Origin of the sequence: Agathobaculum sp. (assembly GCF_050946325.1) — a bacterium.
Lineage (GTDB): Bacteria > Bacillota > Clostridia > Oscillospirales > Butyricicoccaceae > Agathobaculum.
Genome location: NZ_JBMNUP010000007.1, coordinates 1 through 23,707 on the forward strand (window position 1 = coordinate 1; position 23,707 = coordinate 23,707).

The 23,707-nt window shown below is 56.2% G+C and carries 27 protein-coding genes and 1 pseudogene; 16 read left to right on the forward strand and 12 right to left on the reverse strand.

Annotation, left to right across the window (positions count from 1 at the left end):
- From ACOYIE_RS01525 to ACOYIE_RS01555, 7 genes and pseudogenes are all read left to right on the forward strand, one after another.
- A pseudogene (locus ACOYIE_RS01525) lies at positions 1-354 on the forward strand (glutamate 5-kinase); the annotation flags it as partial.
- Between the two features lie 126 nt (positions 355-480).
- The gene (locus ACOYIE_RS01530) at positions 481-1,728 is read left to right on the forward strand and encodes a glutamate-5-semialdehyde dehydrogenase (protein ID WP_433410173.1); all 1,248 of its coding nucleotides are present in this window, start codon (positions 481-483) and stop codon (positions 1,726-1,728) included.
- Positions 1,728-2,321 carry an inorganic triphosphatase gene (locus tag ACOYIE_RS01535; RefSeq protein WP_433410175.1) on the forward strand — a complete coding sequence of 198 codons (594 nt, stop codon included), beginning with the start codon at positions 1,728-1,730 and terminating at the stop codon, positions 2,319-2,321. Before ACOYIE_RS01530 ends, ACOYIE_RS01535 begins: the two co-directional genes overlap by 1 nt.
- 254 nt (positions 2,322-2,575) lie before the next feature.
- A complete protein-coding gene (locus ACOYIE_RS01540; RefSeq protein WP_433410177.1) occupies positions 2,576-4,123 on the forward strand; it encodes a sodium/proline symporter in 1,548 nt (515 codons plus the stop codon).
- The gene (locus ACOYIE_RS01545) at positions 4,120-4,992 is read left to right on the forward strand and encodes a ComEC/Rec2 family competence protein (RefSeq protein WP_433410178.1); all 873 of its coding nucleotides are present in this window, start codon (positions 4,120-4,122) and stop codon (positions 4,990-4,992) included. The genes ACOYIE_RS01540 and ACOYIE_RS01545 overlap by 4 nt, the downstream gene beginning before the upstream one ends.
- On the forward strand, positions 4,989-5,222 hold the full coding sequence (locus ACOYIE_RS01550) for a DUF3006 domain-containing protein (protein WP_433410180.1): 234 nt from the start codon (positions 4,989-4,991) through the stop codon (positions 5,220-5,222). The genes ACOYIE_RS01545 and ACOYIE_RS01550 overlap by 4 nt, the downstream gene beginning before the upstream one ends.
- Before the next feature lie 102 nt (positions 5,223-5,324).
- Entirely contained in the window at positions 5,325-6,590 is a 1,266-nt protein-coding gene (locus ACOYIE_RS01555; protein WP_433410182.1) for a diaminopimelate decarboxylase, read from the forward strand.
- Between the two features lie 61 nt (positions 6,591-6,651).
- On the opposite strand, the gene ACOYIE_RS01560 is transcribed toward ACOYIE_RS01555, so the two are convergent.
- Genes ACOYIE_RS01560 through ACOYIE_RS01570 form a run of 3 tightly spaced genes read right to left on the reverse strand, consistent with a single transcriptional unit; the run spans position 6,652 to position 8,018 of the window.
- Complete coding sequence (locus ACOYIE_RS01560) at positions 6,652-6,879, reverse strand: hypothetical protein (RefSeq protein ID WP_433410184.1); 228 nt, start codon at positions 6,877-6,879, stop codon at positions 6,652-6,654.
- A gap of 12 nt (positions 6,880-6,891) precedes the next feature.
- A complete protein-coding gene (locus ACOYIE_RS01565; RefSeq protein ID WP_433410186.1) occupies positions 6,892-7,428 on the reverse strand; it encodes a hypothetical protein in 537 nt (178 codons plus the stop codon).
- Positions 7,425-8,018 carry a tRNA (mnm(5)s(2)U34)-methyltransferase gene (locus tag ACOYIE_RS01570; protein WP_433410188.1) on the reverse strand — a complete coding sequence of 198 codons (594 nt, stop codon included), beginning with the start codon at positions 8,016-8,018 and terminating at the stop codon, positions 7,425-7,427. The genes ACOYIE_RS01565 and ACOYIE_RS01570 overlap by 4 nt, the downstream gene beginning before the upstream one ends.
- Before the next feature lie 163 nt (positions 8,019-8,181).
- On the opposite strand from ACOYIE_RS01570, the gene ACOYIE_RS01575 reads away from it, so the two are divergent.
- Positions 8,182-9,546 carry a Sapep family Mn(2+)-dependent dipeptidase gene (locus ACOYIE_RS01575; RefSeq protein ID WP_433410189.1) on the forward strand — a complete coding sequence of 455 codons (1,365 nt, stop codon included), beginning with the start codon at positions 8,182-8,184 and terminating at the stop codon, positions 9,544-9,546.
- Positions 9,547-9,591: 45 nt separating this feature from the next.
- Here the strand turns inward: ACOYIE_RS01575 and ACOYIE_RS01580 are convergent, their stop codons facing one another.
- The gene (locus ACOYIE_RS01580) at positions 9,592-10,311 is read right to left on the reverse strand and encodes a peptidoglycan recognition protein family protein (protein ID WP_433410191.1); all 720 of its coding nucleotides are present in this window, start codon (positions 10,309-10,311) and stop codon (positions 9,592-9,594) included.
- Positions 10,312-10,445: 134 nt separating this feature from the next.
- On the opposite strand from ACOYIE_RS01580, the gene cysK (ACOYIE_RS01585) reads away from it, so the two are divergent.
- A complete protein-coding gene (cysK, locus tag ACOYIE_RS01585; protein ID WP_433410193.1) occupies positions 10,446-11,378 on the forward strand; it encodes a cysteine synthase A in 933 nt (310 codons plus the stop codon).
- Positions 11,379-11,515: 137 nt separating this feature from the next.
- Here cysK (ACOYIE_RS01585) and rbr read toward each other — a convergent pair whose 3' ends face one another.
- The 4 genes from rbr to ACOYIE_RS01605 form a co-directional block, all read right to left on the reverse strand.
- A complete protein-coding gene (gene rbr / locus ACOYIE_RS01590) occupies positions 11,516-12,052 on the reverse strand; it encodes a rubrerythrin (RefSeq protein ID WP_433410195.1) in 537 nt (178 codons plus the stop codon).
- A gap of 14 nt (positions 12,053-12,066) precedes the next feature.
- The gene (locus ACOYIE_RS01595; RefSeq protein WP_433410196.1) at positions 12,067-12,465 is read right to left on the reverse strand and encodes a Fur family transcriptional regulator; all 399 of its coding nucleotides are present in this window, start codon (positions 12,463-12,465) and stop codon (positions 12,067-12,069) included.
- A gap of 123 nt (positions 12,466-12,588) precedes the next feature.
- Positions 12,589-13,242: a PAQR family membrane homeostasis protein TrhA gene (gene trhA, locus ACOYIE_RS01600; protein ID WP_433410198.1), complete on the reverse strand. Its 654-nt coding sequence runs from the start codon at positions 13,240-13,242 to the stop codon at positions 12,589-12,591.
- A 201-nt stretch (positions 13,243-13,443) separates the two neighbouring features.
- Positions 13,444-14,676: a polysaccharide deacetylase family protein gene (locus tag ACOYIE_RS01605; RefSeq protein ID WP_433410200.1), complete on the reverse strand. Its 1,233-nt coding sequence runs from the start codon at positions 14,674-14,676 to the stop codon at positions 13,444-13,446.
- Between the two features lie 195 nt (positions 14,677-14,871).
- On the opposite strand from ACOYIE_RS01605, the gene ACOYIE_RS01610 reads away from it, so the two are divergent.
- The 4 genes from ACOYIE_RS01610 to thiE are packed head-to-tail and all read left to right on the forward strand — an operon-like array spanning position 14,872 to position 17,240.
- On the forward strand, positions 14,872-15,387 hold the full coding sequence (locus ACOYIE_RS01610) for a DUF1836 domain-containing protein (protein ID WP_433410229.1): 516 nt from the start codon (positions 14,872-14,874) through the stop codon (positions 15,385-15,387).
- 15 nt (positions 15,388-15,402) lie between these two features.
- Positions 15,403-15,876, forward strand: a complete 474-nt coding sequence (locus ACOYIE_RS01615; RefSeq protein ID WP_433410202.1) for a YbaK/EbsC family protein — start codon at positions 15,403-15,405, stop codon at positions 15,874-15,876.
- Positions 15,843-16,592 carry a nitrilase-related carbon-nitrogen hydrolase gene (locus ACOYIE_RS01620; protein WP_433410204.1) on the forward strand — a complete coding sequence of 250 codons (750 nt, stop codon included), beginning with the start codon at positions 15,843-15,845 and terminating at the stop codon, positions 16,590-16,592. Before ACOYIE_RS01615 ends, ACOYIE_RS01620 begins: the two co-directional genes overlap by 34 nt.
- 15 nt (positions 16,593-16,607) lie before the next feature.
- On the forward strand, positions 16,608-17,240 hold the full coding sequence (thiE, locus tag ACOYIE_RS01625; RefSeq protein ID WP_433410206.1) for a thiamine phosphate synthase: 633 nt from the start codon (positions 16,608-16,610) through the stop codon (positions 17,238-17,240).
- Between the two features lie 50 nt (positions 17,241-17,290).
- Here thiE and ACOYIE_RS01630 read toward each other — a convergent pair whose 3' ends face one another.
- Positions 17,291-17,851 (reverse strand): GerMN domain-containing protein, encoded by a 561-nt coding sequence (locus tag ACOYIE_RS01630; RefSeq protein WP_433410208.1) that lies wholly within the window; start codon positions 17,849-17,851, stop codon positions 17,291-17,293.
- Positions 17,852-18,023: 172 nt separating this feature from the next.
- Between ACOYIE_RS01630 and ACOYIE_RS01635 the strand changes: the two genes are divergently transcribed.
- On the forward strand, positions 18,024-18,701 hold the full coding sequence (locus tag ACOYIE_RS01635) for a TIGR00266 family protein (RefSeq protein WP_433410209.1): 678 nt from the start codon (positions 18,024-18,026) through the stop codon (positions 18,699-18,701).
- A gap of 47 nt (positions 18,702-18,748) precedes the next feature.
- Here the strand turns inward: ACOYIE_RS01635 and ACOYIE_RS01640 are convergent, their stop codons facing one another.
- The 3 genes from ACOYIE_RS01640 to gluQRS form a co-directional block, all read right to left on the reverse strand.
- Entirely contained in the window at positions 18,749-18,922 is a 174-nt protein-coding gene (locus tag ACOYIE_RS01640; RefSeq protein ID WP_433410231.1) for a ribbon-helix-helix domain-containing protein, read from the reverse strand.
- 105 nt (positions 18,923-19,027) lie between these two features.
- On the reverse strand, positions 19,028-20,020 hold the full coding sequence (locus ACOYIE_RS01645) for an SPFH domain-containing protein (protein WP_433410211.1): 993 nt from the start codon (positions 20,018-20,020) through the stop codon (positions 19,028-19,030).
- Between the two features lie 315 nt (positions 20,021-20,335).
- On the reverse strand, positions 20,336-21,259 hold the full coding sequence (gluQRS, locus tag ACOYIE_RS01650; protein ID WP_433410213.1) for a tRNA glutamyl-Q(34) synthetase GluQRS: 924 nt from the start codon (positions 21,257-21,259) through the stop codon (positions 20,336-20,338).
- Positions 21,260-21,400: 141 nt separating this feature from the next.
- Between gluQRS and ACOYIE_RS01655 the strand changes: the two genes are divergently transcribed.
- Complete coding sequence (locus tag ACOYIE_RS01655; RefSeq protein ID WP_433410215.1) at positions 21,401-22,594, forward strand: glycoside hydrolase family 3 protein; 1,194 nt, start codon at positions 21,401-21,403, stop codon at positions 22,592-22,594.
- Positions 22,595-22,737: 143 nt separating this feature from the next.
- Positions 22,738-23,670 carry a cysteine synthase A gene (cysK, locus tag ACOYIE_RS01660; protein ID WP_433410218.1) on the forward strand — a complete coding sequence of 311 codons (933 nt, stop codon included), beginning with the start codon at positions 22,738-22,740 and terminating at the stop codon, positions 23,668-23,670.
- The last annotated feature ends 37 nt before the right edge of the window (positions 23,671-23,707 follow it).

Here is a 23,707-nt window from a genome sequence, read left to right on the forward strand (position 1 = left end):
GAAAGTTTCGGTGACAACGACACGCTTTCCGCCGTAGTTGCGCGCATGTGCAGCGCCGACCTGCTTGTTATCTTTTCCGACATCGACGGTCTGTACGACTCCGACCCGCGCAAAAACCCGCAGGCCAAACTGATCGGTCATGTGCGCAACATTGACGCAAAAATCCGCCGCATGGCAGGCGGCGCAGGAACCGCGAACGGCACAGGCGGCATGGCCACCAAGATCACCGCCGCCGAGCTGTGCATGGACGCCGGCATCCCGATGCTGGTCGCCAACGGCGATAAGGAAGGCCTGCTGTACGATATTGTGGAGGGCCTGCCCGTGGGCACCCTGTTTGCAAGGGAGACGCTCTGATATGACCAAAACGCGCTTTCATCTTCTGGCCGCCACACTGCTTGGCATCATTGCAGGCGCAGCGCTTGGCGCCGCCGCCTATTGGAACCACTGGCTGGGCTGAAACCGAATGGAGGATTCGCTGAAATGAGAGAACTGCTTACCATCGCCAAGGAGGCAAACGAAGCCAAACGCGCCGTTGCCAAACTCGGCACCAACGATAAAAACCGCGGACTTTCCGCCATTGCGGACATGCTGACTGCGCACGCGGCAGAAATCATCGCCGCCAATCAGGTGGACATCGAAAACGGCCGAAAAAACGGTCTGAACGAAGGACTGATTGACCGTTTGATGCTTGACGAAAAGCGTATCGCCGGCATTGCAGAGGGCTGCCGCCAGGTGGCTGCGCTGCCCGATCCGATCGGAGAGGTGCTGTGGATGCGCAAAACGCCGAACGGCCTGAACATCGGCCAGAAGCGCGCGCCCATGGGCGTCATCGGCATTATTTACGAAGCGCGGCCCAACGTCACCGTGGACGCTGCGGCGCTGTGCTTCAAGGCCGGTTCCGCCTGCATTCTGCGCGGCGGCAAGGAGGCGTTCCACTCCTCCATGTGTCTGACAGGGCTGATGCGCACGGCCCTCCGCAACGAAGGGCTGCCGGAAAACGCCATCAATCTTGTGGAGGATACCTCGCGCGAGAGCGCAAACCAGATGATGAAGATGAACGGTTATCTGGATGTCCTCATCCCGCGCGGCGGCGCAGGGCTGATTCAGTCGGTTGTGCAGCATGCAACCGTTCCGGTGATTGAAACCGGAACCGGCAACTGCCACGTCTATGTAGATGATTCCGCCGATCCCGCAATGGCCCAGCGTATTCTGGTCAATGCCAAGTGCCAGCGTATATCCGTGTGCAACGCGGCCGAAAGCCTGCTGGTGCACAAGGACGCGGCCGAACGGTTTCTGCCCATGGCCCAGGCCGGTCTTGCGCCTTACGGCGTAACCATCCACGGCTGCCCGCGCACAATGGCAATTCTGGGAAATGCCATTGTGCCTGCCGCGGAAGAAGACTACGGCAAGGAATATCTGGGTTATGAAATTTCCTGCAAGGTGGTGGATTCGCTGGATGAAGCCATCGACCACATTAACCGGTACAGTACGGGACATTCGGAGTGCATCGTCACCCGGGACTACGCCGCTGCGCAGCGTTTTCTGGATGAAGTCGACTCGGCCGCTGTGTATGTGAACGCTTCCACCCGCTTTACGGACGGGTTCGAGTTTGGCTTCGGCGCCGAAATCGGTATTTCCACCCAGAAGCTGCACGCGCGCGGCCCGATGGGGCTGACCGCGCTGACCACCACCAAGTTCATCGTTTACGGAAACGGCCAGGTACGCTGATGGAAAAAGAATATAAATGGCGCGCGGATGAGGCGCTGCTTGGGCAGGCTCTTTTGTGGGCCGCCTCCCACCTTGGCAGCCAGAGCCGCACGATTCATATGCGCTCCCAGTATTTTGATACGGCAGACGGGCTGCTGCACCGGCACGATACCGCACTGCGGCTGCGCAGGGAAAATGAGCAGCTTGTCTGCTGCATGAAGCGGCGCAACGTCAGCACGGTTGCCGGCATGCGTGCGCATGAGGAATATGAGTGCGAAGCCGGTTCCATTGAGGAGGGGTTGTCCCTTCTTCCGGCGCATGGCGCACCGCACGATATCTGTGCGCTTGCGCTTTCTGCACCGCTTGTCATCACATGTGAGGTGGATTTCCGCCGCTGCGCCATATTGCTGCAGCAAAACAACACGGTATGCGAGCTGGCGCTGGACGAAGGCGAACTGCGCCGCGGCGAACGCACGGCTCCGCTGTGCGAAATTGAGCTGGAGCTGATTGCAGGCGACGAGGCGGCTTTTCACACGCTGGCCAGCGACCTGGCAAACCACCTCTCTCTCATACCCGAACCGCAAAGCAAACTGGCCCGTGCGCTGGCACTCTAAGCCGCGCCCCTGCCCATACCAATGGCAATGCGAATAAATCATTCGGTTCAAACCGCTGCTTTCCTTGTATGTTTCGTCAAATCTTACGGGTATTCGGGATTCTGTTCGCGTTATATTGCAAAAAAATTCGTTTTCGGGTATAATAATTGAAGTTCACATACAGGCGTGCATCCGTTTCCGCAGAATGACCGCGGCGTTATCCGTTCTGCTTTCCGGCACACGTCTGATTCTTAGTCAAGGTAAAGGGGAAAAATATGAGCACTGCATCCATCTGTATCCTGATCTCCATCGTCGTCTATCTGATCGGCATGTTGGTGGTCGGCTTTCATTACGCAAAAAAGAATGAATCAGCATCCGATTTCTATCTTGGCGGCCGCAAGCTCGGCCCGCTGGTTACCGCGATGAGCGCGGAAGCCTCGGATATGTCCAGCTATCTGCTGATGGGCCTGCCCGGCCTTGCTTATCTGTCCGGCATCTGCGACGTGGGCTGGACCGCTATCGGCCTTGCAATCGGTACTTACCTGAACTGGTTATTCACTGCCAAACGTCTGCGCCGGTATACGCACATCACGGGTTCCTATACCCTGCCGCAGTTCTTTTCCAGACGTTTCCATGACCATAAAAATATCCTTTCCGCAATTGCCGCACTGATTATCATTATTTTCTTTATTCCGTATACCGCTTCCGGCTTTGCGGCCTGCGGCAAACTGTTCTCTTCGCTGTTTAACATCGATTATATGACGGCGATGATCATTTCCGCTATTGTTATTGTCTGCTATACTGCGGCCGGCGGTTTCCTTGCAGCTTCGACGACCGACTTTATCCAGAGCATCATCATGACCTTTGCGATTCTGTTCGTACTCGGTTTTTCGACCATCTCGGCCGGCGGCATTGACGCCGTTATGGAAAATGTGCGCGCGCTGCCCGGCTATCTGTCCATGACCGCCACTTATTCCGAAGCGGCAGGCGCCGCGTCTCCTTATGGCGCGCTCACCATTCTGTCCACGCTCGCCTGGGGTCTTGGCTACTTTGGTATGCCGCACATTTTGCTCCGCTTTATGGCAATTGAAGATGAAAACAAGCTCAAGCTGTCCCGCCGCGTCGGTTCGGTCTGGGTTGTCATCGCCATGGCAGTCGCTGTCATGATCGGCATTGTCGGCCGCACGCTCAGCGCCAACGGCACCATTGCGCAGCTCAGCGGCTCTGACTCTGAGACCATCATCGTCCGTATTGCAGACTTTCTCTCCAGCTATGGTCCTGTACCGGCGCTGATTGCCGGTCTGATTCTGGCAGGCATTCTGGCCAGCACCATGTCCACCGCGGACTCTCAGCTGCTGGCCGCTTCCTCCAGCGTTTCGCAGAATCTGCTGCTGGAAACGTTCCACCTGAAGGTTTCCGAAAAGGCCACCATGCGTTTTGCCCGTCTGACCGTTATCGTTATTGCGGTGCTCGGCGTATTCATTGCGCGCGACCCCAACAGCTCTATTTTCGGCATCGTATCCTTTGCCTGGGCCGGTTTCGGCGCCAGCTTTGGCCCTGTCGTCATCTGCGCGCTGTTCTGGAAGCGCACCACCCTGCCCGGCGCCATTGCCGGCATGGTCGTCGGCGGTGTTTCCGTATTTGCCTGGAAGTACCTGATCAAGCCGATGGGCGGCGTGTTTGGCATCTATGAGCTTCTGCCCGCCTTTGTTGCCGGTATTGTTGTTATTTTTGTTGTCAGCCTGCTGACCAAGGCGCCCAGCCAGGAAATTATGGACGAATTTGAGCAGGCCCGCGCAAACACCGCGCTTTCCAACGAATGAAAAAACGTTTACGCTCCATTCTGCTGCTGTGCGCCGCGGTGGTGCTTGTGCTCAACGGCGGCCTGTATGCCGTCAGAGAGCTTGCGCCTGCGCGGGAACTGACGCAGCACACCGAAGTGCATTTTATCGATGTGGGACAGGGAGACGCCGCGCTTCTGCTTTCAGGCGGGCAGGCCGTTCTGGTCGATGCCGGTATGCCGGAAAGCGGCAGCGCCGTTGTCCGCTATTTACAGGACCTTGGGGTAACGGAACTGTATGCTGCCGTTGCCACTCATCCGCATGCCGATCATATCGGCGGCATGGCGGAGGTCATCGAAGCGTTTCCGGTCGGTCATTTCTTTATGGGCCAGGAAACCGCGAACACCTCGTCCTTCAGCCGCATGCTGGACGCACTGGAAGCGCGCGGCGTCACGCCGACGATTCCGTCTCCAGGGGACGAACTGCCGCTGGCTTCAGGTGCCTCGCTTCTCTTCCTCGGGCCGGATGAAGACGTGCCCGGCACGGATATGAACAACCGCTCGCTCATCACGCTGTTCCGCGCGGGCGCGCAGGACGTTCTGCTGATGGGAGACGCGGAAGCCGCTGCGGAAAAATCCCTGCTTGCGCACTATCCGCTTCTTCGCTGCGATATTCTCAAGGTCGGGCATCACGGAAGCGACTCCTCATCCTCCCCTGCATTTCTTGCCGCCGTGCAACCGTCCGTTGCCGTCATTTCCTGCGGCGCGGATAATAAGTACGGCCACCCAAGCCCTCAAACTCTGGAAAATCTGTCACAGGCAAATACAACGGAAATTCATATTACTGCGGAAGAGGGATCGGTTGTTATCCCCCTTGAACCATCAAAATCAAGCAAGGAGAATGCTGCATGAAACAAACCGGTATTGTTGACCGCTTTGAAGGCGGCTATGTTGTTGTGGAGATGGATGGCAAAATGGTAAACTTCCCTGTTGCCGAAACTCCGGCCATGCTGGGAGAAGGCATGGTGGTATTTATTGAAAACGGCCGTATCACCGGCATTGATGAAATTGAAACGCAGCGCATTGAGGATGATATGCGCCGCCGCTTCGAGCGCATCCTCGGCAAACAGGCAGACGAATAAATCTTCCCCTTGGCAAACTGCTTTTCATGCACTTCCAAAGGCATTGCAAGCCGGTTTGTCAGGCATTTTGCGGCCAAAAATCAAACAGAAAGGCGAATATCCATGGAAAAGACCCCCTTTGTCACCCTTGAACAGGTGCAGGAAATCACGAAAACCTATCCCACTCCTTTTCATATTTACGATGAAAAAGCCATTCGCGAAAATGCGCGCAGAGTCCGAAATGCATTTTCCTGGAACCCCGGCTTTAAGGAATACTTTGCTGTCAAGGCGACTCCCACCCCCCGTCTGATTCAGATTCTGCACGAAGAGGGCTTCGGCTGCGATTGTTCGAGCTATACCGAGCTGCAAATGAGCCGTGCCTGCGGCATTACCGGACATGATATCATGTTCTCCTCCAACGTGACCCCGGACGAGGACTTCAAGCTGGCCTCCGATCTGGACGCCATCATCAATTTTGACGATATTACCCATCTGGATTACTATGACCGCATCGGCGCATGGAAGGAAACCATGGCCTGCCGGTTCAATCCCGGCGGCGATTTTGTTCTGGAAAACGAAATCATGGACACACCGCAGGAAGCCAAGTACGGCATGACCCGCGAACAGCTGATTGAAGCGTTCAAAATCATGCAGAAAAAGGGCGTCAAGCACTTTGGCATTCACGCCTTTCTGGCCTCCAACACCGTTGCAAATGAGTATTACCCCGCCCTTGCCCGCATTCTGTTCAAGCTTGCGGTTGATGTGAAGAAGGAAACGGGCGTACACATCGCGTTCATCAACCTGTCCGGCGGCGTCGGCATCCCTTACAAGCCGTGGCAGGAACCGAACGACATTGAGCTGATTGGCGAGGGTGTGCGCCGCGCCTTTGAAGAGGTTCTGGTGCCCGCCGGCATGGGCGATATCTCGATCTACACCGAGATGGGCCGCTTTATTCTGGGGCCATATGGCGCGCTGGTTGCCAAGTGCATCCACCACAAGCACACTTACAAGGAATATGTTGGCCTGGACGCCTGCGCCGCCAACCTGATGCGTCCGGCAATGTACGGTGCATATCACCATATCACCGTGCTGGGCAAGGAAAATGCCCTGCATGACCGCACCTATGACGTGACAGGCGGCCTGTGTGAAAACAACGATAAATTCGCCATCGACCGCAATCTGCCCCGCATTGACATCGGCGATTACGTCTATATTCACGATACCGGCGCGCACGGTTTCTCAATGGGATACAACTACAACGGCAAGCTTCGTTCTGCCGAGCTGCTGCTCTGCGAGGACGGCTCGGTCGAGTTAATCCGCCGTGCAGAGACCCCAGAGGATTACTTTGCAACGCTGGACTTCACCGGTTTGTTTGACAATCTGAAATAATGAAGAAAAAGAGGAGTGCAGAAGCACTCCTCTTTTTCTTGCGCATGAATATGTTCACACGCTATTTCCCTGCCAGCACCATCGCTGCCGCCAAAGCCAGCAGCACTGCAATCAGGGCGCGCAAAATGTGCATCAGCCGCTCCCGATTCCAGAACCGTGTATTTTTCTGCGGCCGCGCTGCACGGCGCTCCTCCTCTGTCGGCGGATGATCGATCAGCGGAATATGGCAGGTATTGCATTCCCTGAAGCCCTTGCGGAATTCTGCGCCGCACTGGGGACACCATGGCATTTCCCCACCCCCTTACAGGCGGGAGGAGACCAGGTACAACAGCACCAGCGCCGCTGCAAGCACGCCAACAACCACGGGCAGCAGTTTGAAGGAAACATTGTCCTCCGCCGGCTGTTCGGGCGTCTCCATCGCCTGTTCTTCCGCCAAACGCGCCAACTCGTCCTCATCCAGAGGCGACTGCGCAAGTTCCTGCTTCATCTGTTCGATATGCTGCCGTGCGGCCGCTGTCTGGGCCGCGTCCACCAGCACCTCAACGCCGAAGCGCGTATCCGAGCCGCTGTATGCTTTCAGCTGCCGGAAGGCAGCCGGACGGGCAGCCGCGGCAATCCCCTGCTCGCTCAGCATTTCGCAAACCATCTCGGCTTCCATTCTGTTTTGGGCCAAGTATACTGCAACGGGCTTTTCCATCCCTTCCGGCGGGGCAGCCTGCGGTTCAGCCTCCGGCTGCTCCGCAGGCAATTCGTCCACCAGCGGCACACCGCAGGTGCTGCACTGTGTAAAGCCTTCGCGGTATTCCGCGCGGCATTTCGGGCACCATGGCATAGTCATCCACTCTCCTTTTCTCCTATTGTATCACGGCATGACTGCTCTTTCCATATCAAAATGGGCAGCGGCGGATCGTTTTCACGATTCAGCCAATCGCAGGACAGCACGGTATAGACTCTGCTGTCCACCGTTTGCAGGTAGGAAAGCACTGCGTCTTTTTCCTCATATCCGTTTTCTCCGCCGTAATACAGCGCAAGCGCCATCACGCCGCCCGGGCGCAGCAGACGCAGGCCTGCGTGGATTGCCGGCAGCGAAGTCTCCGCCGTTGTGAAGATGTGCACATCACCGCCCGGCAGCCGGCCGAAATTAAAAACAATGCAGTCTACGCTTTCCGGTGCGGCATAACGCTCCATATTCGCATGGCTGTCCTGCACCACCTCGGCCCGCAGACCGTTTTCTGCAAGCAGCGCGCGGGTCTGCGCGACCGCTTCGGGCTGTATGTCAAATGCCAGTACGCGGCCTGTCTCGCCGGCCAGGCGGCACAGTAGCGCCGTATCCCGTCCTTTTCCCGCAGTCGCATCAATACAGACTGCGCCTTCGCACACATGCTGCTGCAAAAACGCATGGATCACCCCAAGGGTATTGCGCCGCATCCGCTTTCCGCCCCTTTCCACCGCAAAACTGATATATAGTATACCGTATCGCGCCGCCGCTTGCAAGGGGACTCTGCCTGCTGTAAATTTGTTTGCAAAACGGCGGCGCTTGCGCTACAATAAGGTGGAACATTATTGAGCTCTGAATAAAGAGGTGTCCGCTATGGATTGCAAACCGTATATTCGCGCACATCAGGACGAATTGCTTGCCAGTCTTGCTGCGCTGATTCGTATTCCCAGCATCGAAGGCACGCCCGAACCAGGCGCGCCCTATGGCAGAGAGCCGCGCCGCTGTCTGGCGGAAACGCTTGCGCTGTGCGAGCGGCTGGGCCTCAAAACAACCGTTATGGACGACCGCATCGGCTGGTGCGAGTATGGCGAGGGCGAACAGATGGTTGCCGTGCTGTGCCATCTGGATGTGGTGCCGGCCGGCGAGGACTGGAAACTTGCCGAACCGTTTTCCGGCGAAATAAAAGACGGCCGTATTTATGGCCGCGGCGCCATGGATGACAAAGGTCCTGCCGTTGCCGCCATTTATGCGCTGGCCGCTTTGAAAGAAAAGGGCTTTGTCCCCTCGCACCGCATCCGCCTGCTGTTCGGCACCAATGAGGAAACCGGCTTTCACGATATTCTCTGGTACAAGGAACACGGCGGCGAAATACCCGTCATGGGCTTTGCCCCCGATATTGAATACCCCATTATCAACGGGGAAAAAGGCGTGATGAACTGCACCTTCTCCCGCAAGCTGCACCAGACCGGCGCTTTCCGCCTGCTGCGGTTTGAGGGCGGTTCTGCCTTCAATATCTCGCCCGCCTATGCGGTGGCCGAGCTGGCCTGTCCGCCCGAGGCGGCATCCATGATTCACGCACCCAAGGTAACGGTCACGCCCATTGAAGGCGGCATCCGTGTTGAGGCGGAAGGCATCGCCAGCCATGCGTCAGTGCCTGAGTTGGGCGAAAATGCAGTGGGCCGGCTGGCAATGGCGCTGGCGCAGCTCCCGCTCGAAGGCGAACTGGCTGACTGTATCGCGTTCCTCTCCGAGCGCATCGGCATGGAAACGCGCGGAGAGAGCTTTGGCATCGCCATGCGCGACGAGTTGTCCGGCGATTTGACCTTCAATCTGGGCGTTGCCGCATTTGCGGAGGAAGCGCTTTCGCTGACGCTTTCGGTGCGCTATCCCGTCAGCAAAACCTATGACGAGGCATATCCCAAGCTGCTGCGCGGTTTTTCGCTTGGCGGCTTCACGGAAACCGCAATGCAGCACCTTGCGGCCATTTATTTTCCGCCGGAAAGCGAGCTAGTGCAAAAGCTGAGCCGCGTATATGAAGCGCAGACCGGTCAAAAGGCCGTACTGCGCGCGACCGGCGGCAGCACCTATGCCAAGTCCATCCCCAATACGCTTGCTTTCGGCCCGCTTTTCCCGGGTGATATTTCGCACATCCATCAGCAGGATGAATACATGGAAATTGAGCAGCTTTTACGCAATGCAGAAATGTTTGCCGCCGCGCTTTATGAGCTCGCGCGGTAATCCAGTTCCGCAAAAACGGGGAGCGGTATTGCTCCCCGTTGCTTTTCATGCTCCGTACACGCCCGCACGGTCATTGATGACCAGCGCGCGCAGCAGCTCGTCCGTCAAATGCAGCCCTTCCGCCGCGCCGCCGCCCTTCAGCAGCCCTTTGCGCAGCAGCTTATTCACGGTCGGACGCGCCCAGTCAGGCGCTTCCTCTGCCGTGCGGTAAATCACTTTGCTTTGCGCAATAATGCGCTTTACTTCCGCCTCTGTCATATCCTCCTCTCCTTTCTCTATGGTTTGACAGAACGACTGCCACGCCGCCGTATTCTCCACAAACGGCGCGGGGCAGTTTTTATGTGTTACATCGTAATGCCGTACTATGTTTTGCGGTGGAATATCATAGCGCAGCATCAGTTCCCGCACCAGCATCGCAGCGCGTTTGACCGTCTCTTCCGCAAAACAGTATCGTCCGCTGCGGATGCGGCTGCACAGCTCTATGCCGATGCTGTTTGCGTTGCGGCACCTGGGATGATAATAGGTCCCCCGTGTGCCGCAGTGCCATGCAATGTCGCCGTCCGGTACGCTCTGCCAGACCTCCCGCTCGTCTACAAAATAATGCGCCGAGGCAGAAACAGCGTTCCGGGCAAAATAATCGGCATTGTTTTTTGCAGTATCGCCGTCATTCGCGGTATAATGTATCACCAGATAACGAATCTCGTCCTTCCCGCGCCGCGCCGGCTGATAATTGCCGCTGTGGGTTTTTCTGAAATATATTTTCATCAATTTTCACCTCCTCCCTGCATATACTCCCAAATAAAGACCGAAAATTGATAAAATTTAGTCAATCGGTGCTATGCTTATGCAAATTTTTATGTTATAATAAATTTTATATACGACTGAGAGGAAGATTATCAATGATATGCAGCAACATTCTGGAAGCGGTCGGCCACACGCCGATGGTGCGTCTGAACCGCATGGTTCCGGCAGACTGCGCAGAGGTGCTTGTCAAATTTGAAGGACTGAACGTCGGCGGTTCCATCAAAACGCGCACAGCGCTCAATATGGTGGAAGACGCGGAACGCCGCGGGCTGATCGGACCGGATACCATCATCGTCGAGCCGACCAGCGGCAATCAGGGCATCGGACTCGCGCTGTGCGGCGCCGTCAAGGGCTACACGGTAAAAATCATTATGCCGGATTCGGTTTCTGAAGAGCGGCGCAAGCTGGTGCAGCATTACGGCGCAGAAGTTATTTTGGTACACGATGCCGGCAATATCGGAGACTGCATTGCCGAATGCCAGCGCATTGCGGACGAAATGGCGGCCACCAACCACAACGTTTTTGTGCCCGGTCAGTTTGATAACCCCGCCAACCCTGCCGTACACCGCCACCATACCGCAACCGAAATTCTGGAGCAGGTCGGCGGCCCGATTGACGGCTTCTGTTCCGGTTTTGGCACAGGCGGCACCATCAGCGGCATTGGCGAGGTACTCAAAGCGCAAAATCCCCAGCTGGAAGTCTGGGCGGTTGAGCCGGAAAATGCAGCAATCCTTTCGGGCGGTTCTATCGGCACCCACCTGCAAATGGGTATCGGAGACGGCGTCATCCCCAAAAACCTGAACAATGAAATCTATGACCATCTGTACATTGTTACTGACGACGAGGCGATTCAGACCGCCAAGGACCTTGCCAAACTGGAAGGGCTGATGTGCGGCATTTCCAGCGGCACCAATGTTGCCGCGGCCATTCAGCTTGCAAAAAAACTCGGTCCCGGCAAAACGGTTGTTACCGTTCTGCCCGATACCGCCGAACGGTATTTTTCCACGCCGCTGTTCACAGAAGACTGACTGGCGCCGTGCTGAAAACGCAGCGTTCTTTGGCTGATATACGGAATATGAAAAAAAACACCGCGGAACAAAGTTCCACGGTGTTTTTCTATTTTTCTTAACCAACAGCACCTTCCCATGCTGTTACAGCGGCAGCATCAATAATTCTCTGCCTTGATGCGGAAATACGCCTGCGGATGTGCACAAACCGGACAAATCTCCGGCGCATTTTTCCCAATTACAATGTGGCCGCAGTTCGAGCACTGCCAGATGCAGTCGCCGTCCCTGGAGAACACCAGCTTGTTTTCCACATTGGAAAGCAGCTTGCGGTAGCGTTCCTCATGTTCCTTTTCAATGCGGCCCACCTGCTCAAACAATACGGCAATCTGGTCGAATCCTTCCGTGCGCGCTTCTCTTGCAAAAGCGGCATACATATCGGTCCATTCGTAATTTTCTCCCTCAGCTGCGGCCTTCAGATTTGCCGCTGTGCCGCCGATGCCGTCCAGCAGCTTAAACCAGATCTTCGCATGCTCTTTTTCATTCTTTGCTGTTTCTTCAAAAATATCTGCAATCTGCACATATCCGTCCTTCTTCGCCTTGGAAGCATAATACAGGTATTTGGTATGCGCCATGGATTCCCCTGCAAATGCGGTTTGCAGGTTCGCTTCGGTTTTGCTGCCCTTTAATTCTGCCATACAAAATCCTCTCCTTACTTACCTTCGTCTGTACTGCCGCTGCAATCTGAACAGACACCCTCGAACAAAATGTCATACCGGGTTACGGTGACACCGGAAGAATCCTCAATCTGCTCAATCAAATTATCCATATGCGGCGCAATTACATCATATACCCCGCCGCATCTGGAACAGCGCACATGATAGTGCTCCTTTGTCTGGAAGTCAAACCGGTCCGCCCCATTGGTTACCGGCACGCAGCGAATATCGCCCTGCGCCGCCAACTGGTGCAGATTGCGGTACACCGTAGCCTTGCTGATCGAAGGATGCTCGGCTGCAATTGCCGCATATACCATATCGGCGGTCGGATGGTTATGCATGCGCTGCACTGTCTGCCAGACAATCTGCCGCTGAATGGTGTTTCTGGTCTGCATTGCGTCACCACCTTTCTAATTAATAACTTATATTAATTAGAAGTATACCCGTTCAAGGTCTGCATGTCAAGTATGCCCGAAAAAAAAGAAAAAAATCCGGAGCGGCAACGCCGCTCCGGATTTTTACAGTACAAACAAAAATACCATCAAATAGTGACATACGCTGCCCGCAATCACAAACAGGTGAAACAGTTCATGGAAGCCGATGGTCAGGCCGAGGTCGGGTTTTTTGGTAATATAAATGATGCCGCCCACCGTATAACAAACGCCGCCTGCCGCCAGCAGCGCAATCGCAGGCGCAGGCATGGACAATACTACACTGAAATCAAAGGCAACTGCCCAGCCCAGTGCCAGATAGAGCGCAGTGCCCAACAGACGCGGCGCATCAATCCACAGCAGCTTAATGACAATGCCGGCCAGCGCAATCAGCCAAATCACACCCAGAAAAGCATAACTGCGCGGCGCAGGCATATACCGCAGAATAATCGGCGTATAGCTGCCTGCAATCAGTACATAAATCATGCTGTGGTCCAGTTTTTTCAAACGGCGCAGCACTGCTCCGCCCCTTCCGGAGAAATGATACACACTGCTGGCTGAATACAGCGCAATCAGCGACATGCAAAAAATAACCGCTGCGGCGGCAAGCTGGCCGGAAACCGTCCCGTCTATCAGCAGCCGCACCAGTACGGCAACCAGACCGATTCCACTGAGCACCGCACCCACAAAATGTGAATAACAGGAAAACGGCTCTCTTGCCTTTAAGAATGCTCGCGGCATTATTGTTTCCTCCTCGCCTATAAGTAGTTTCAAAAACTATTTCTTGTATTTATGATATCACGTTTTGGCAAAAATGCAATAGTCCATTTGTAAATTTATCATTACCAAAACGAACCGTTTTTATACCATTTTTCTCATGCATATAAATTTGCACAAAAAAGGAGACGCTGCAAAGCGTCTCCCTTTCTGAATCTTTAACCGTTATATATTTACCAAAATCATCTGATTTTCACTGTCCCACTCTACTGCAAAGCCGCATAACTCGCCCAAGCTGCGCAGTTTGTAATAGGTATATCCCTCAATCTGATAAGCCGCAATCATATAGGCCGCCCCATCCGCCACAGTTGGCGCAGTAATCGAGCGAACCCTTCTTGTACCTGCAGGCAGCGGCTTATTCTCTGTTCCAAGCGGTTTATACGCGGTACCGGACTGCAGTTCAACGCGCTGCATCGCGCCGTTCCACTGCACGTCAAAGTTTCCTTTTGTTCCGGCAAGCAGCATCGCCGCATCCCGTACGCGCACATAATTGCTGCCGTTGATATTATAGGCTGGCAGCTCGCTCTTCTGACCGTTCACGGATACTGCCGCAACTGCCGGCTCCGCCTTGTCCTGCTGCTGCAGCAGCACGGAAAGCGGTTTATCCATTGTCATCCGATAACGGGGCAGAGAATACAGTCCGTTTTGCAGATCGGCCATCCCGCCATTGGTCAGCGTTGTCACACGGATTCCCTCTTTTTCCAGCAGGGGCTGCATCCAGCCGTCATACGCGCCAAAGGGGAACGAAAAATAATAAACCTTTTGCTGCCCCGTATGCTGCCGAATCAAATCAAGGCCGGTTTTCAGATCGCCGCCTACGCGGGCGGTATAGCTGCTGCGCGTCTCTCCCCTGCGGCGCATAACCCCGTTGATGCCGTCAGGCGCGCCATAACCCTTATACTCAGGATTGTGCAGGTTATAAGTGTGCGAGCCAATCTCAAACACGCCGCTTTCGGACATTTCACGAATTTCGCCCCAGTGCAGCGAACCGCGAAGCGGATCGCTGTCATCTTCGGCGCGCATATTGCCCGCTACAACTGCCAGCGCAGCCTTCATGCCTGTTTTTTTCAGGATGGGGTATGCAATATCGTAATTGGAACGATACCCGTCATCAAACGTAATCATCACCGGTTTTGCCGGCATCTGCTGCGTACCGTCTTCAATCGCCGCCAAATCCGCCGGCAGAAGCGGCGTATAGCCGAACTGCTGCAAAAATTCCATATCCAGACGGAAGCGCTCGCCGGTAATCCGCATACTGTTAATCTGCGTCGGGTCGTCTGTAAGATCATGATACATCAGTACCGGAACCCGCATATCCGCCGCGCCGCAGGTACCGAAAGATATCAACATAGCCGCTGTCAGCACTGTCAGTACAATTCTTCGCAAACACTGTTTCATGATACATTCTATCTCCTTTTACTTTAGGAGATTATACCATATTTCATGGCCGTTTGTCCACCCGACACGCCAAAAGCACTGTCTTCCGTCGGCCCGCTGTCCGGTCCAGCGGCGTGATACCAAATATCCTGTCGAAGGCGCCCTTGCGCAGCAGGCGGCAAGCGGTTATAATAAAATAGAAACGAGGTGAACATCATGCCCGATCTCAACCGGCAGATTGACGCCGTCTTTGCTGACCGCGATATTCTGCCCGAGGATATCCCCCATCTGGATCTCTATATGGACCAGGTACTGTCGCTGTTCGAGCAGGGGCTGTCCGGCGTCAAGCGCGACCCATCGGACAAGCTGCTGACCAAAACGATGGTAAACAATTATGTCAAGGAAGGGCTCATCACCCCTGTCCGCGGTAAAAAATACACGCGGCAGCAGATCATGCAGCTTTTATGCGTCTATCATCTGAAGCAGTCGCTGCGGCTGAGCGATGTCAAGGCACTGACCGGCAGAGAGGACGCCGATTTTGAGCAATGCTACGCCCGCCTGCTGGCGGACAAGGAGCGAATGCGCAGTTTTATCCCGGCGCTACTGCGCGAGCACCTGCCCGCTGATACGGACGATGCCAACGGCCGTCTTGCGCTCTGCCTGAGCCTGTGCGAAATTGCCGTTTATATGCGGCGGCTGTGCGAAAGCCTGATTGACAGCATATCCGAATAAACAGGAGGTTTTTTAATGTCCATCGAAAAAGCCAGGGCCCATCTTGCCCAATTTGGCGCAGAGGGGCGTGTGCTGGAATTTCCCGTCTCCTCGGCCACAGTGGAGCTGGCCGCCGAAGCCGTGGGCTGTGAGCCTGCGCGCATCGCCAAAACGCTTTCTTTCCGTGTGGGGGACGGCGTTATCCTGATCGTCGCTGCCGGGGATGTGAAAATTGACAATCCCCGCTACAAAGCCCGCTTTGGCTGCAAGGCCCGCATGCTCCCCTTTGAAGAAGTTGAGCCGGAAACCGGTCATGCCGTTGGCGGCGTGTGCCCGTTCGGTGTCAACGCAAATGTCACCGTTTACCTGGATGAATCGCTCCATCGGTTTGAAACCGTGTTCCCCGCCTGCGGTTCCTCCAACTCGGCAATCGAGCTGACCATTCCCGAGCTGGAGCAGTTCTCCGGCTATACCGCATGGGTGGATGTGTGCAAAGGCTGGCGCACATGAAAGCCGCGCTGGCGCAGTTCGGCGCTTCGGCGGAACCGAAAAACAATCTGCGGTACATCAAAAATTTTGCGCAGCAGGCAGCCCGAGCGGGCGCTGATATGCTGCTCTGCCCTGAATTCAGTATGTTTTATGCCGGCGCGGGCCGCACGGCGCAAATCCGTCAGGCGGCTGAGCCGCTGGACGGCCCCTTTGCCGCTTCGCTTGGCGGCATCGCACGAAAATGCGGACTCTGGATTGCCGCCGGTATGTATGAAAAAACGCCGGATGGACTGCCGTACAACACGATTATTGTGCTCGACCATACCGGTGCCCTGCGCGGCATGCACCGGAAAAACCGCCTGTATGACGCTTTCGGCTATCGGGAATCGGAGGAATGCCGCGCAGGCGAAACGCCGTTTTCCCCCATTGATACGCCGCTGGGCCGGCTGGGCATCATCACCTGCTTTGAACTGCGCTTTCCTGCGCTGGCCGCAGCGCAGAGAGCCGCTGGGGCGGATGTGCTGTTCGTACCTGCCGGCTGGGTATGCGGCCCAAACAAACTGCTTCACTGGCAGACTCTGCTGCGCGCCCGCGCTATCGAAAACAGCATGACCGTACTGGGCTGCGATCAGTATGCCGAAAACCTTTTTATCGGTCACAGCGCCGCTTTTGCGCCTGACGGCACAACGCTCGGCGCACTGCGGACTGGCAGCGGCCTGCTCACAATTACCATTTAAAAGGAAGGAACTGCTATGCAATTCGACGCTACGCTCTATGTTATCACCGACAGTACCTATCACACGCCCGAAACCCTGCTGCACGCCGTCAATGAAGCCTGCGCAGGCGGCGCAACACTCATCCAGCTCCGTGAAAAGGACACGGGCGGCCGCGATTACCTCGCCCTTGCCCAGCAGGTCAAAGCCGTAACCGACCGCTACAATGTGCCGCTTATCATCGACGACCGCGTGGATGTGGCCATTGCCTGCGACGCGGCGGGCGTACACGTTGGGGCCAGCGATCTGCCGGTTGCCGTCTGCCGCCGTCTGCTGGGGCCGGATAAAATTGTCGGCGCTACCGCCAAATCCGTAGAAGCCGCGCAGGCCGCTTATGCGGACGGAGCAGATTATCTTGGTACAGGCGCCATTTTCCCGACGACTACCCATGTGACCACCAAGATCACGCCGGTTTCCACGCTGGATGAGATCTGCCGTGCTGTTCCCATTCCGGTTGTCGCCATCGGCGGCCTGAACGCGGATAATATGGACGTGCTGCAAAACAGCCCGATTGCCGGTATGGCAGTTGTCTCCGCCGTGATGAAAGCGGACGATCCGCGCGCCGCAGCACAGACGCTCAAGGCAAAAATCCTTGCGATGCGCAAAAAATAATACGCATTATAAAAAAGAACGGCCGTTGGCCGTTCTTTCTATTTGCGCGTTTACTGCATATAATCCATTTCCAGCGGATAGTCATAAATCTCATGCCCGCTTTCCAGCGGCGCACCATCCACCGTAATCAGCACCTGCTCTGCACCGCGCGCCTGCGCAAAGGTGTTCACCAGCGCATACACCAGCATGGTCTCTCCCGTTGTACCGGCGGAGCGCACCGCATTGCCGTATACCGCGTTCATATCCAGCGTGAGAACTTTATCCTCCAGCGCGCTGGACTGCACCTCTACCCCTGCGGGCAGCGCCCCCGCTGTCACCATTGCATCCACCAGCGCCTGATCCGAATCGTCCGCCGCCTGCGCGCCAACCGGCATCAGCGTTTCCACCTGTTCATCCGGCACATACACAATGACTGACTGTCCTTCCGGGGGGATTTCCGGTTGGTCGGGCGTTTCCGGCTGATCGGGAGCCGGCTGATCCGGTTCCACTGTACCCGGCTGGTCGGGCACTTCCGGCGGCTCCGTACCGCCCCGCATAAAAGCATAAATACATACTGCCGCTGCCAAAACAGCAACCAAAAGCCCTATAATGAGCCCATTTCTTTTTTTCATAGTAGAGACCTCCTCTCTGTGCCTGTATTGTATCATATGTATCTGCCACTATACAAGATAATTCTGCGGCGGCATCATACCGGCCATGCCGCATTTATTCTTGACAAGTTATTCCTGCTGCTGTACGCTAAAGGCACAGTTTTTACTGAACCAAATGTGGAGGGATAGAAAAATGCAATATGAAATCAAAGGCGGGGCGTTTCCCGTTGTAGTCTGCCAGCTTGCCAGCGGCGAGCAGATGATTACCGAAAAAGGCTCTATGGTCTGGATGTCGCCCAATATGGAGATGTCGACCAGCGGCGGCGGGCTGGGCAAAATGTTCTCCAGGGCATTTTCCGGCGAAAGCATGTTTCAGAATATTTACACTGCGCGCGGCGCAGGAATGATTACCTTTGGTTCCAGCTTTCCCGGTAAAATCATCCCCGTCTCCATTGCGCCCGGGCGTGAGATGATTGTACAGAAAAACGCTTTTCTTGCATCAGAAAGCAGCGTGCAGCTTTCCATCCACTTCAACAAGAAGGCCGGCGCAGGCTTTTTCGGCGGCGAAGGGTTTATTTTGCAGCGTCTGAGCGGTTCCGGCGTCGCTTTTGTGGAAATCGACGGCGAACTGGTGGAGTACGACCTTGCGCCCGAGCAGCAGCTCATCGTGGACACAGGCAACGTGGCCGGTTTTGCGCCCACCGTATCCATTGATATTCGCCAGGTGCCCGGCATCAAAAACAAGCTGCTCGGCGGCGAAGGGCTGTTCCATACGGTATTGACCGGCCCTGGTAAAGTCTGGCTGCAAACCATGCCCATTGCCAATGTTGCCGGCGCCATTCGGCCGTTTATTCCCACCGGAAACGACTGACCTTCTTTACACGCGAAAAAGAGCGCCTCAGGGCGCTCTTTTTTGCTCTACTCATCCTTATCCTTTGTCTTTTTGCGGCGGCGCACCGCCTCGGTCAGCAGGTATTCGATCTGCCCGTTGACCGAGCGGAACTCATCCTCTGCCCAGCGGGACAATTCCTCGTACAGGGTGGCGGACAGCCGCAGCGGCACCTGCTTTTTCGCTTTTTCCTTATCTGCCAGCGCTCCCGCCTCCTTTGCTCCGTTCCGCAGCAGCAGACAGGGGGAAACAGCCCTTCTGCTGTTTCCCCGCCGCCGGCTGCATCGTCTTTCCGCTATACTTCTATTTTAATAGATGCTGCCCGAATTGACAATAGGCTGTGCATCCTTTCCCGCACACAGCACCACCATCAGATTGGACACCATCTGCGCCTTGCGCTCGTCATCCAGATCGACCACCTGCTTGCGGCTCAGCTCGTCCAGCGCCAGCTCGACCATGCCCACCGCGCCTTCGACGATCATCTTGCGGGCATCGACCACAGCGCTTGCCTGCTGGCGCTGCAGCATGGCCGCCGCAATTTCCGGCGCATAGGCCAGCGTGGTGATACGCGCTTCCTCCACCTTGAGACCCGCGCATTCCACACGCTGCTGAATCTCCTCCGCCAGCACTTCAGCGATTTCCTGCGACGAACCGCGCAGGCTCTTTTCATCCCCGCCCTCGGATACATCGTACGGATACAGGCGCACCGTATTGCGCAGCGCCGCATCCGACTGGATGGACAGGAATTCCTGATAATTGTCCACCGCAAACACCGCCTTGGCGGTATCCTCAATATGCCAGATGACCGCAATGCCGATCACGATCGGGTTGCCGAGCAGGTCGTTGATCTTCTGCTTATCGTTATTCAGCGTCATGGTTTTGAGCGACAGCTTTTTGCTGACCCCAGCCGCCTTGACGATTTTGCCGCTGGACGGCTTATCTTCCTGCGCCAGCTTGTTCAGCGCGGCCGCACTTGCATTCTCTGCTGCCGGATTGACCGAATTGCTGAACGGATTGACAAAGAAGATGCCCTCTCCCTTGAGCGTGCCCATGTACTTGCCGAACAATGTCAGCACCAGCGCCTCATTCGGGCCAAGCACCTTGATGCCGCACAGCAGCAGCCAGCTCGGCACGGCAAGCCACACAATGCCGATGACCAGCAGCAGCGTATGATCCCCCTGTACGCCGAACACGATCAGCGCGACCGCCGCGATGCACAGCAGGATATCCAGCATAAGAATACCCATCCCATTGGGCGCACGCAGCACCTTTTCCTGATATTGTCCCTGATTCTGATTCATATGATCCCCTCGTTTCGATATCAATTTGATATCACTATAATACATCCCGTTCAAACCGCTGTCAAGTATTTTTTGACAAAAAAGAAGAACGCCCGCAGGCGTTCTTTTCAGTCTATCGAAAAAAGTATTTTGTTATTGAGCGTAAGCAACACGCGCGGCAGCGCGCATCAAATAGAAAATTGAGCAAGCTGCAATTTTCATAAAAACCCGCGACATGTGCGTGGGTTTTTATACAAGACGACGGAGAATTGTGCCCGAAGGGCGCGGTTCGCAGTCTCAGAAGAACGCCCGCAGGCGTTCTTCTTTCAGAGTGCGCTATTTGATTTGCAGCACAGGCGGCAGGTACAGTTCCTCCTGCGGGATGCGTTTCCACGAAAAATCCGCGATCAGCTCCTGCGCGGCAACCGGCTCCGGCCGGTCGGTCAGGCCCGCTGCATAAGCCAGCGCGCCGACCACCTGCTCCGGGCAAAAATGCTGCCGCAGCCTCCCGAGGTCCAGGTCCGCATCCCGCTTGGACAGACGACGGCCGTCATGGTCGCACAGCAGCGGGATATGGCAGAAATCCGGCGGCGTAAATCCGAACTGGCGGTACAGCCAGATCTGCCGCGGCGTGGAGGAAAGCAAATCCACCCCGCGCACGACCTCGTTCACACCGGAAAGCGCGTCATCCACCACCACCGCCAGCTGATACGCGAATACCCCATCCGACCGTCGGATAATAAAATCCCCGCACATCTCTGCAAGGTTCTCACAGTACACACCAAATACCCTGTCGGTAAACGACACTTCCTCTGCCGGCACACATACCCGCGTAGCAGGCGCACGCATGCGCCGTTTTTCCTCAATCTGCGCTGCGGTCAGGCCGCGGCAGGTGCCCGCATAGACCACGCGCCCGTCTGACAAGTGCGGGGCAGAAGCTGCATGCAGCGCCGCACGGGAGCAGAAACATGGATATAATCGTCCCTTTTCACGCAAAACCTGCTCATATTCTTCATAAACAGGTGCGCGCTCGCTCTGGTACAGCACCTCACCGTCCCAATTCAGCCCCAGCCAACGCAGATCGTCCATAATGAGGTCCGCGTAGCTGCGCGGGCAGCGCATGGCGTCTAAATCCTCGATTCGCAGCAGGTATTCCCCATTCTGCTGCCGCGCCGACAGCCACGCCAGCAGTGCGCACAGCACATTGCCCAGATGCATCCGCCCGCTCGGGCTGGGCGCAAAACGTCCGATCACCGGCATGTGTCCTCCCCCTTTCGTCCCTCTATCTTACCACAAGCGGCGCATCGAATGCAACCGCAGCCCGCCTTTTGCTGTTTGTTGTTTCTGCCGCCGACATATGCTATAATAGCCTCAAATTATAATACGGAAAGGCGGTTCCATATGAAACGATTGCTCGCTGGGCTGCTGTTTGCCGCTTTATGCCTGACCGGCCTGTCCGCTTGCGGCACCGACGGCACCGCGGAAGCGGACGCTCCTTCACATGAAAACCAGGCTCCGCAGGAGCCTCCTGCACCCGCTCCTGCGCCCGACCCCGAAACGGTGCTGCGCAACGCCGCACAGGCCTATACCGACCGGCTTTCGCTCGAGCAGCAGCTTGCACAGATGTTTTTTGTCCGCTGCCCCGAAACAGACGCTGCCGCTCTCGCCGAACAGTATCCGATCGGCGGCTATCTCCTGTTTGGCCGCGATTTTGAAGGACAGACGCCGGATACCATCCGCGAAACCATCCGCTCCTATCAGGAGGCTGCCGCCACGCCCATGCTCATCGGCGTGGATGAGGAAGGCGGCACCGTCGTGCGTGTCAGCTCCAATCCGAATTTCCGCGCGGAGAAATTCCGCTCTCCGCAGGCGCTGTACCGCGAGGGCGGTCTGCCCCTGCTGATCGAGGATGCCGCGGAAAAAGACGCGCTGCTCTCTTCCATTGGCATCAACGTCAATTTTTCGCCCGTGTGCGACGTGTCCACCGACCCGAATGACTTTATCTATGCCCGCACCATCGGGCAGGATGCCGCCGCCACCGCCGCATGTATCCGCGAACAGGTCACGCAGATGCAGGCTGACCGCATGGGAATGGTACTCAAGCACTTCCCGGGCTACGGCAGCAACGCGGACACCCATACCGGCATTGCCATTGACGAGCGCCCGCTGGAAACCTTCCGCACCAGTGACTTTCTGCCCTTTGCAGCGGGAATTGAGTCCGGCGCACAGTCTGTGCTCGTCAGCCACAACATTGTCCGGTGCATGGATGACGCGCTGCCCGCCTCTCTCTCCCCTGCCGTGCATGAGATTCTGCGCGGCGAACTGGGCTTTGACGGCGTTGTGATGACCGATGATCTCATCATGGAGGCCATTACTGATTACACCGGCGGTGAAAACGCCGCTGTGCTCGCCGTGCAGGCTGGGAACGATATGCTGGTATCCTCGGATTTTGTCACCCAGTACAACGCGGTGCTTGCCGCAGTGCAGGATGGCAGGCTCGACCCCGCGCGCATCCGTGAGTCGGCCGTGCGGGTCATCCGCTGGAAAATGCAGCTCGGGCTGATTGAAACCGAACCGGCGCATTCTACAGAATAGAATACCGTTTTACACGAAAAATCTCCCGCTCGGGAGATTTTTTGCATCTATGAAAAAATGCTTGACAAATCAGCCTTCTGCCTGTATGCTTAATTCATATAAAATACATATGAATTTGGTGATTTATGAAAGGCGGTTTTACCATGTCTGATATCAAGCACAGCTTTGCCGATCTGATCGGCGGCACGCCGCTGTATGCAGCGGATAAATTTGCGCAGAAGATGGGCGCCCACGCCTCCATTCTGGCCAAACTGGAATACTTTAACCCGGCGGGCTCGGTCAAGGACCGCGTTGCCTACGCCATGATTGAAGACGCCGAGCAGAACGGAAGGCTGAAGCCCGGCGCTACCATCATTGAGCCGACCAGCGGCAACACCGGCATCGGTCTGGCTGCGGTTGCCGCAGCGCGCGGCTACCGCATCATCCTTACCATGCCCGAAACCATGAGCGTGGAACGCCGCAACATGCTCAAGGCCTACGGTGCCGAGCTGGTGCTGACAGACGGCGCCAAGGGCATGTCGGGTGCAATTGCCAAGGCGGAAGAGCTCGCCGGTGAAATTGAGAACAGCTTTATCCCCGGCCAGTTTGTCAATGCCGCCAATCCTGCTGCGCATTACGCCTCTACCGGTCCGGAGATCTGGTCGCAGTCGGGCGGCAAGGTCGATCTTTTCGTCGCCGGTGTGGGTACCGGCGGCACCATTACCGGTATCGGCCGCTATCTGAAGGAACAAAACCCGCAGATACGCATCGTAGCGGTTGAACCGGATGAGTCCCCCGTGCTTTCCACAGGCAAAGGCGGCCCGCATAAGATTCAGGGCATCGGCGCCGGCTTTGTGCCGCAGGTTCTCAATACCGATATCTATGATGAGGTCATCCGCGTCAAGGGAGAGGATGCCTTTGATGCTGCCCGCACCTTTACGCACAGCGAAGGACTGTTCATCGGCATTTCCTCCGGTGCGGCGCTGTGGGCGGCCGCCGCGCTGGCGCAGCGGCCGGAGTACGCCGGAAAAACCATCGTCGTCCTGCTGCCGGATACCGGAGACCGTTACCTGTCCACCCCGCTGGTAGGCGAATAACCGCCTCTTATGATGAAAAAAAGGACCCGCCCGGGTC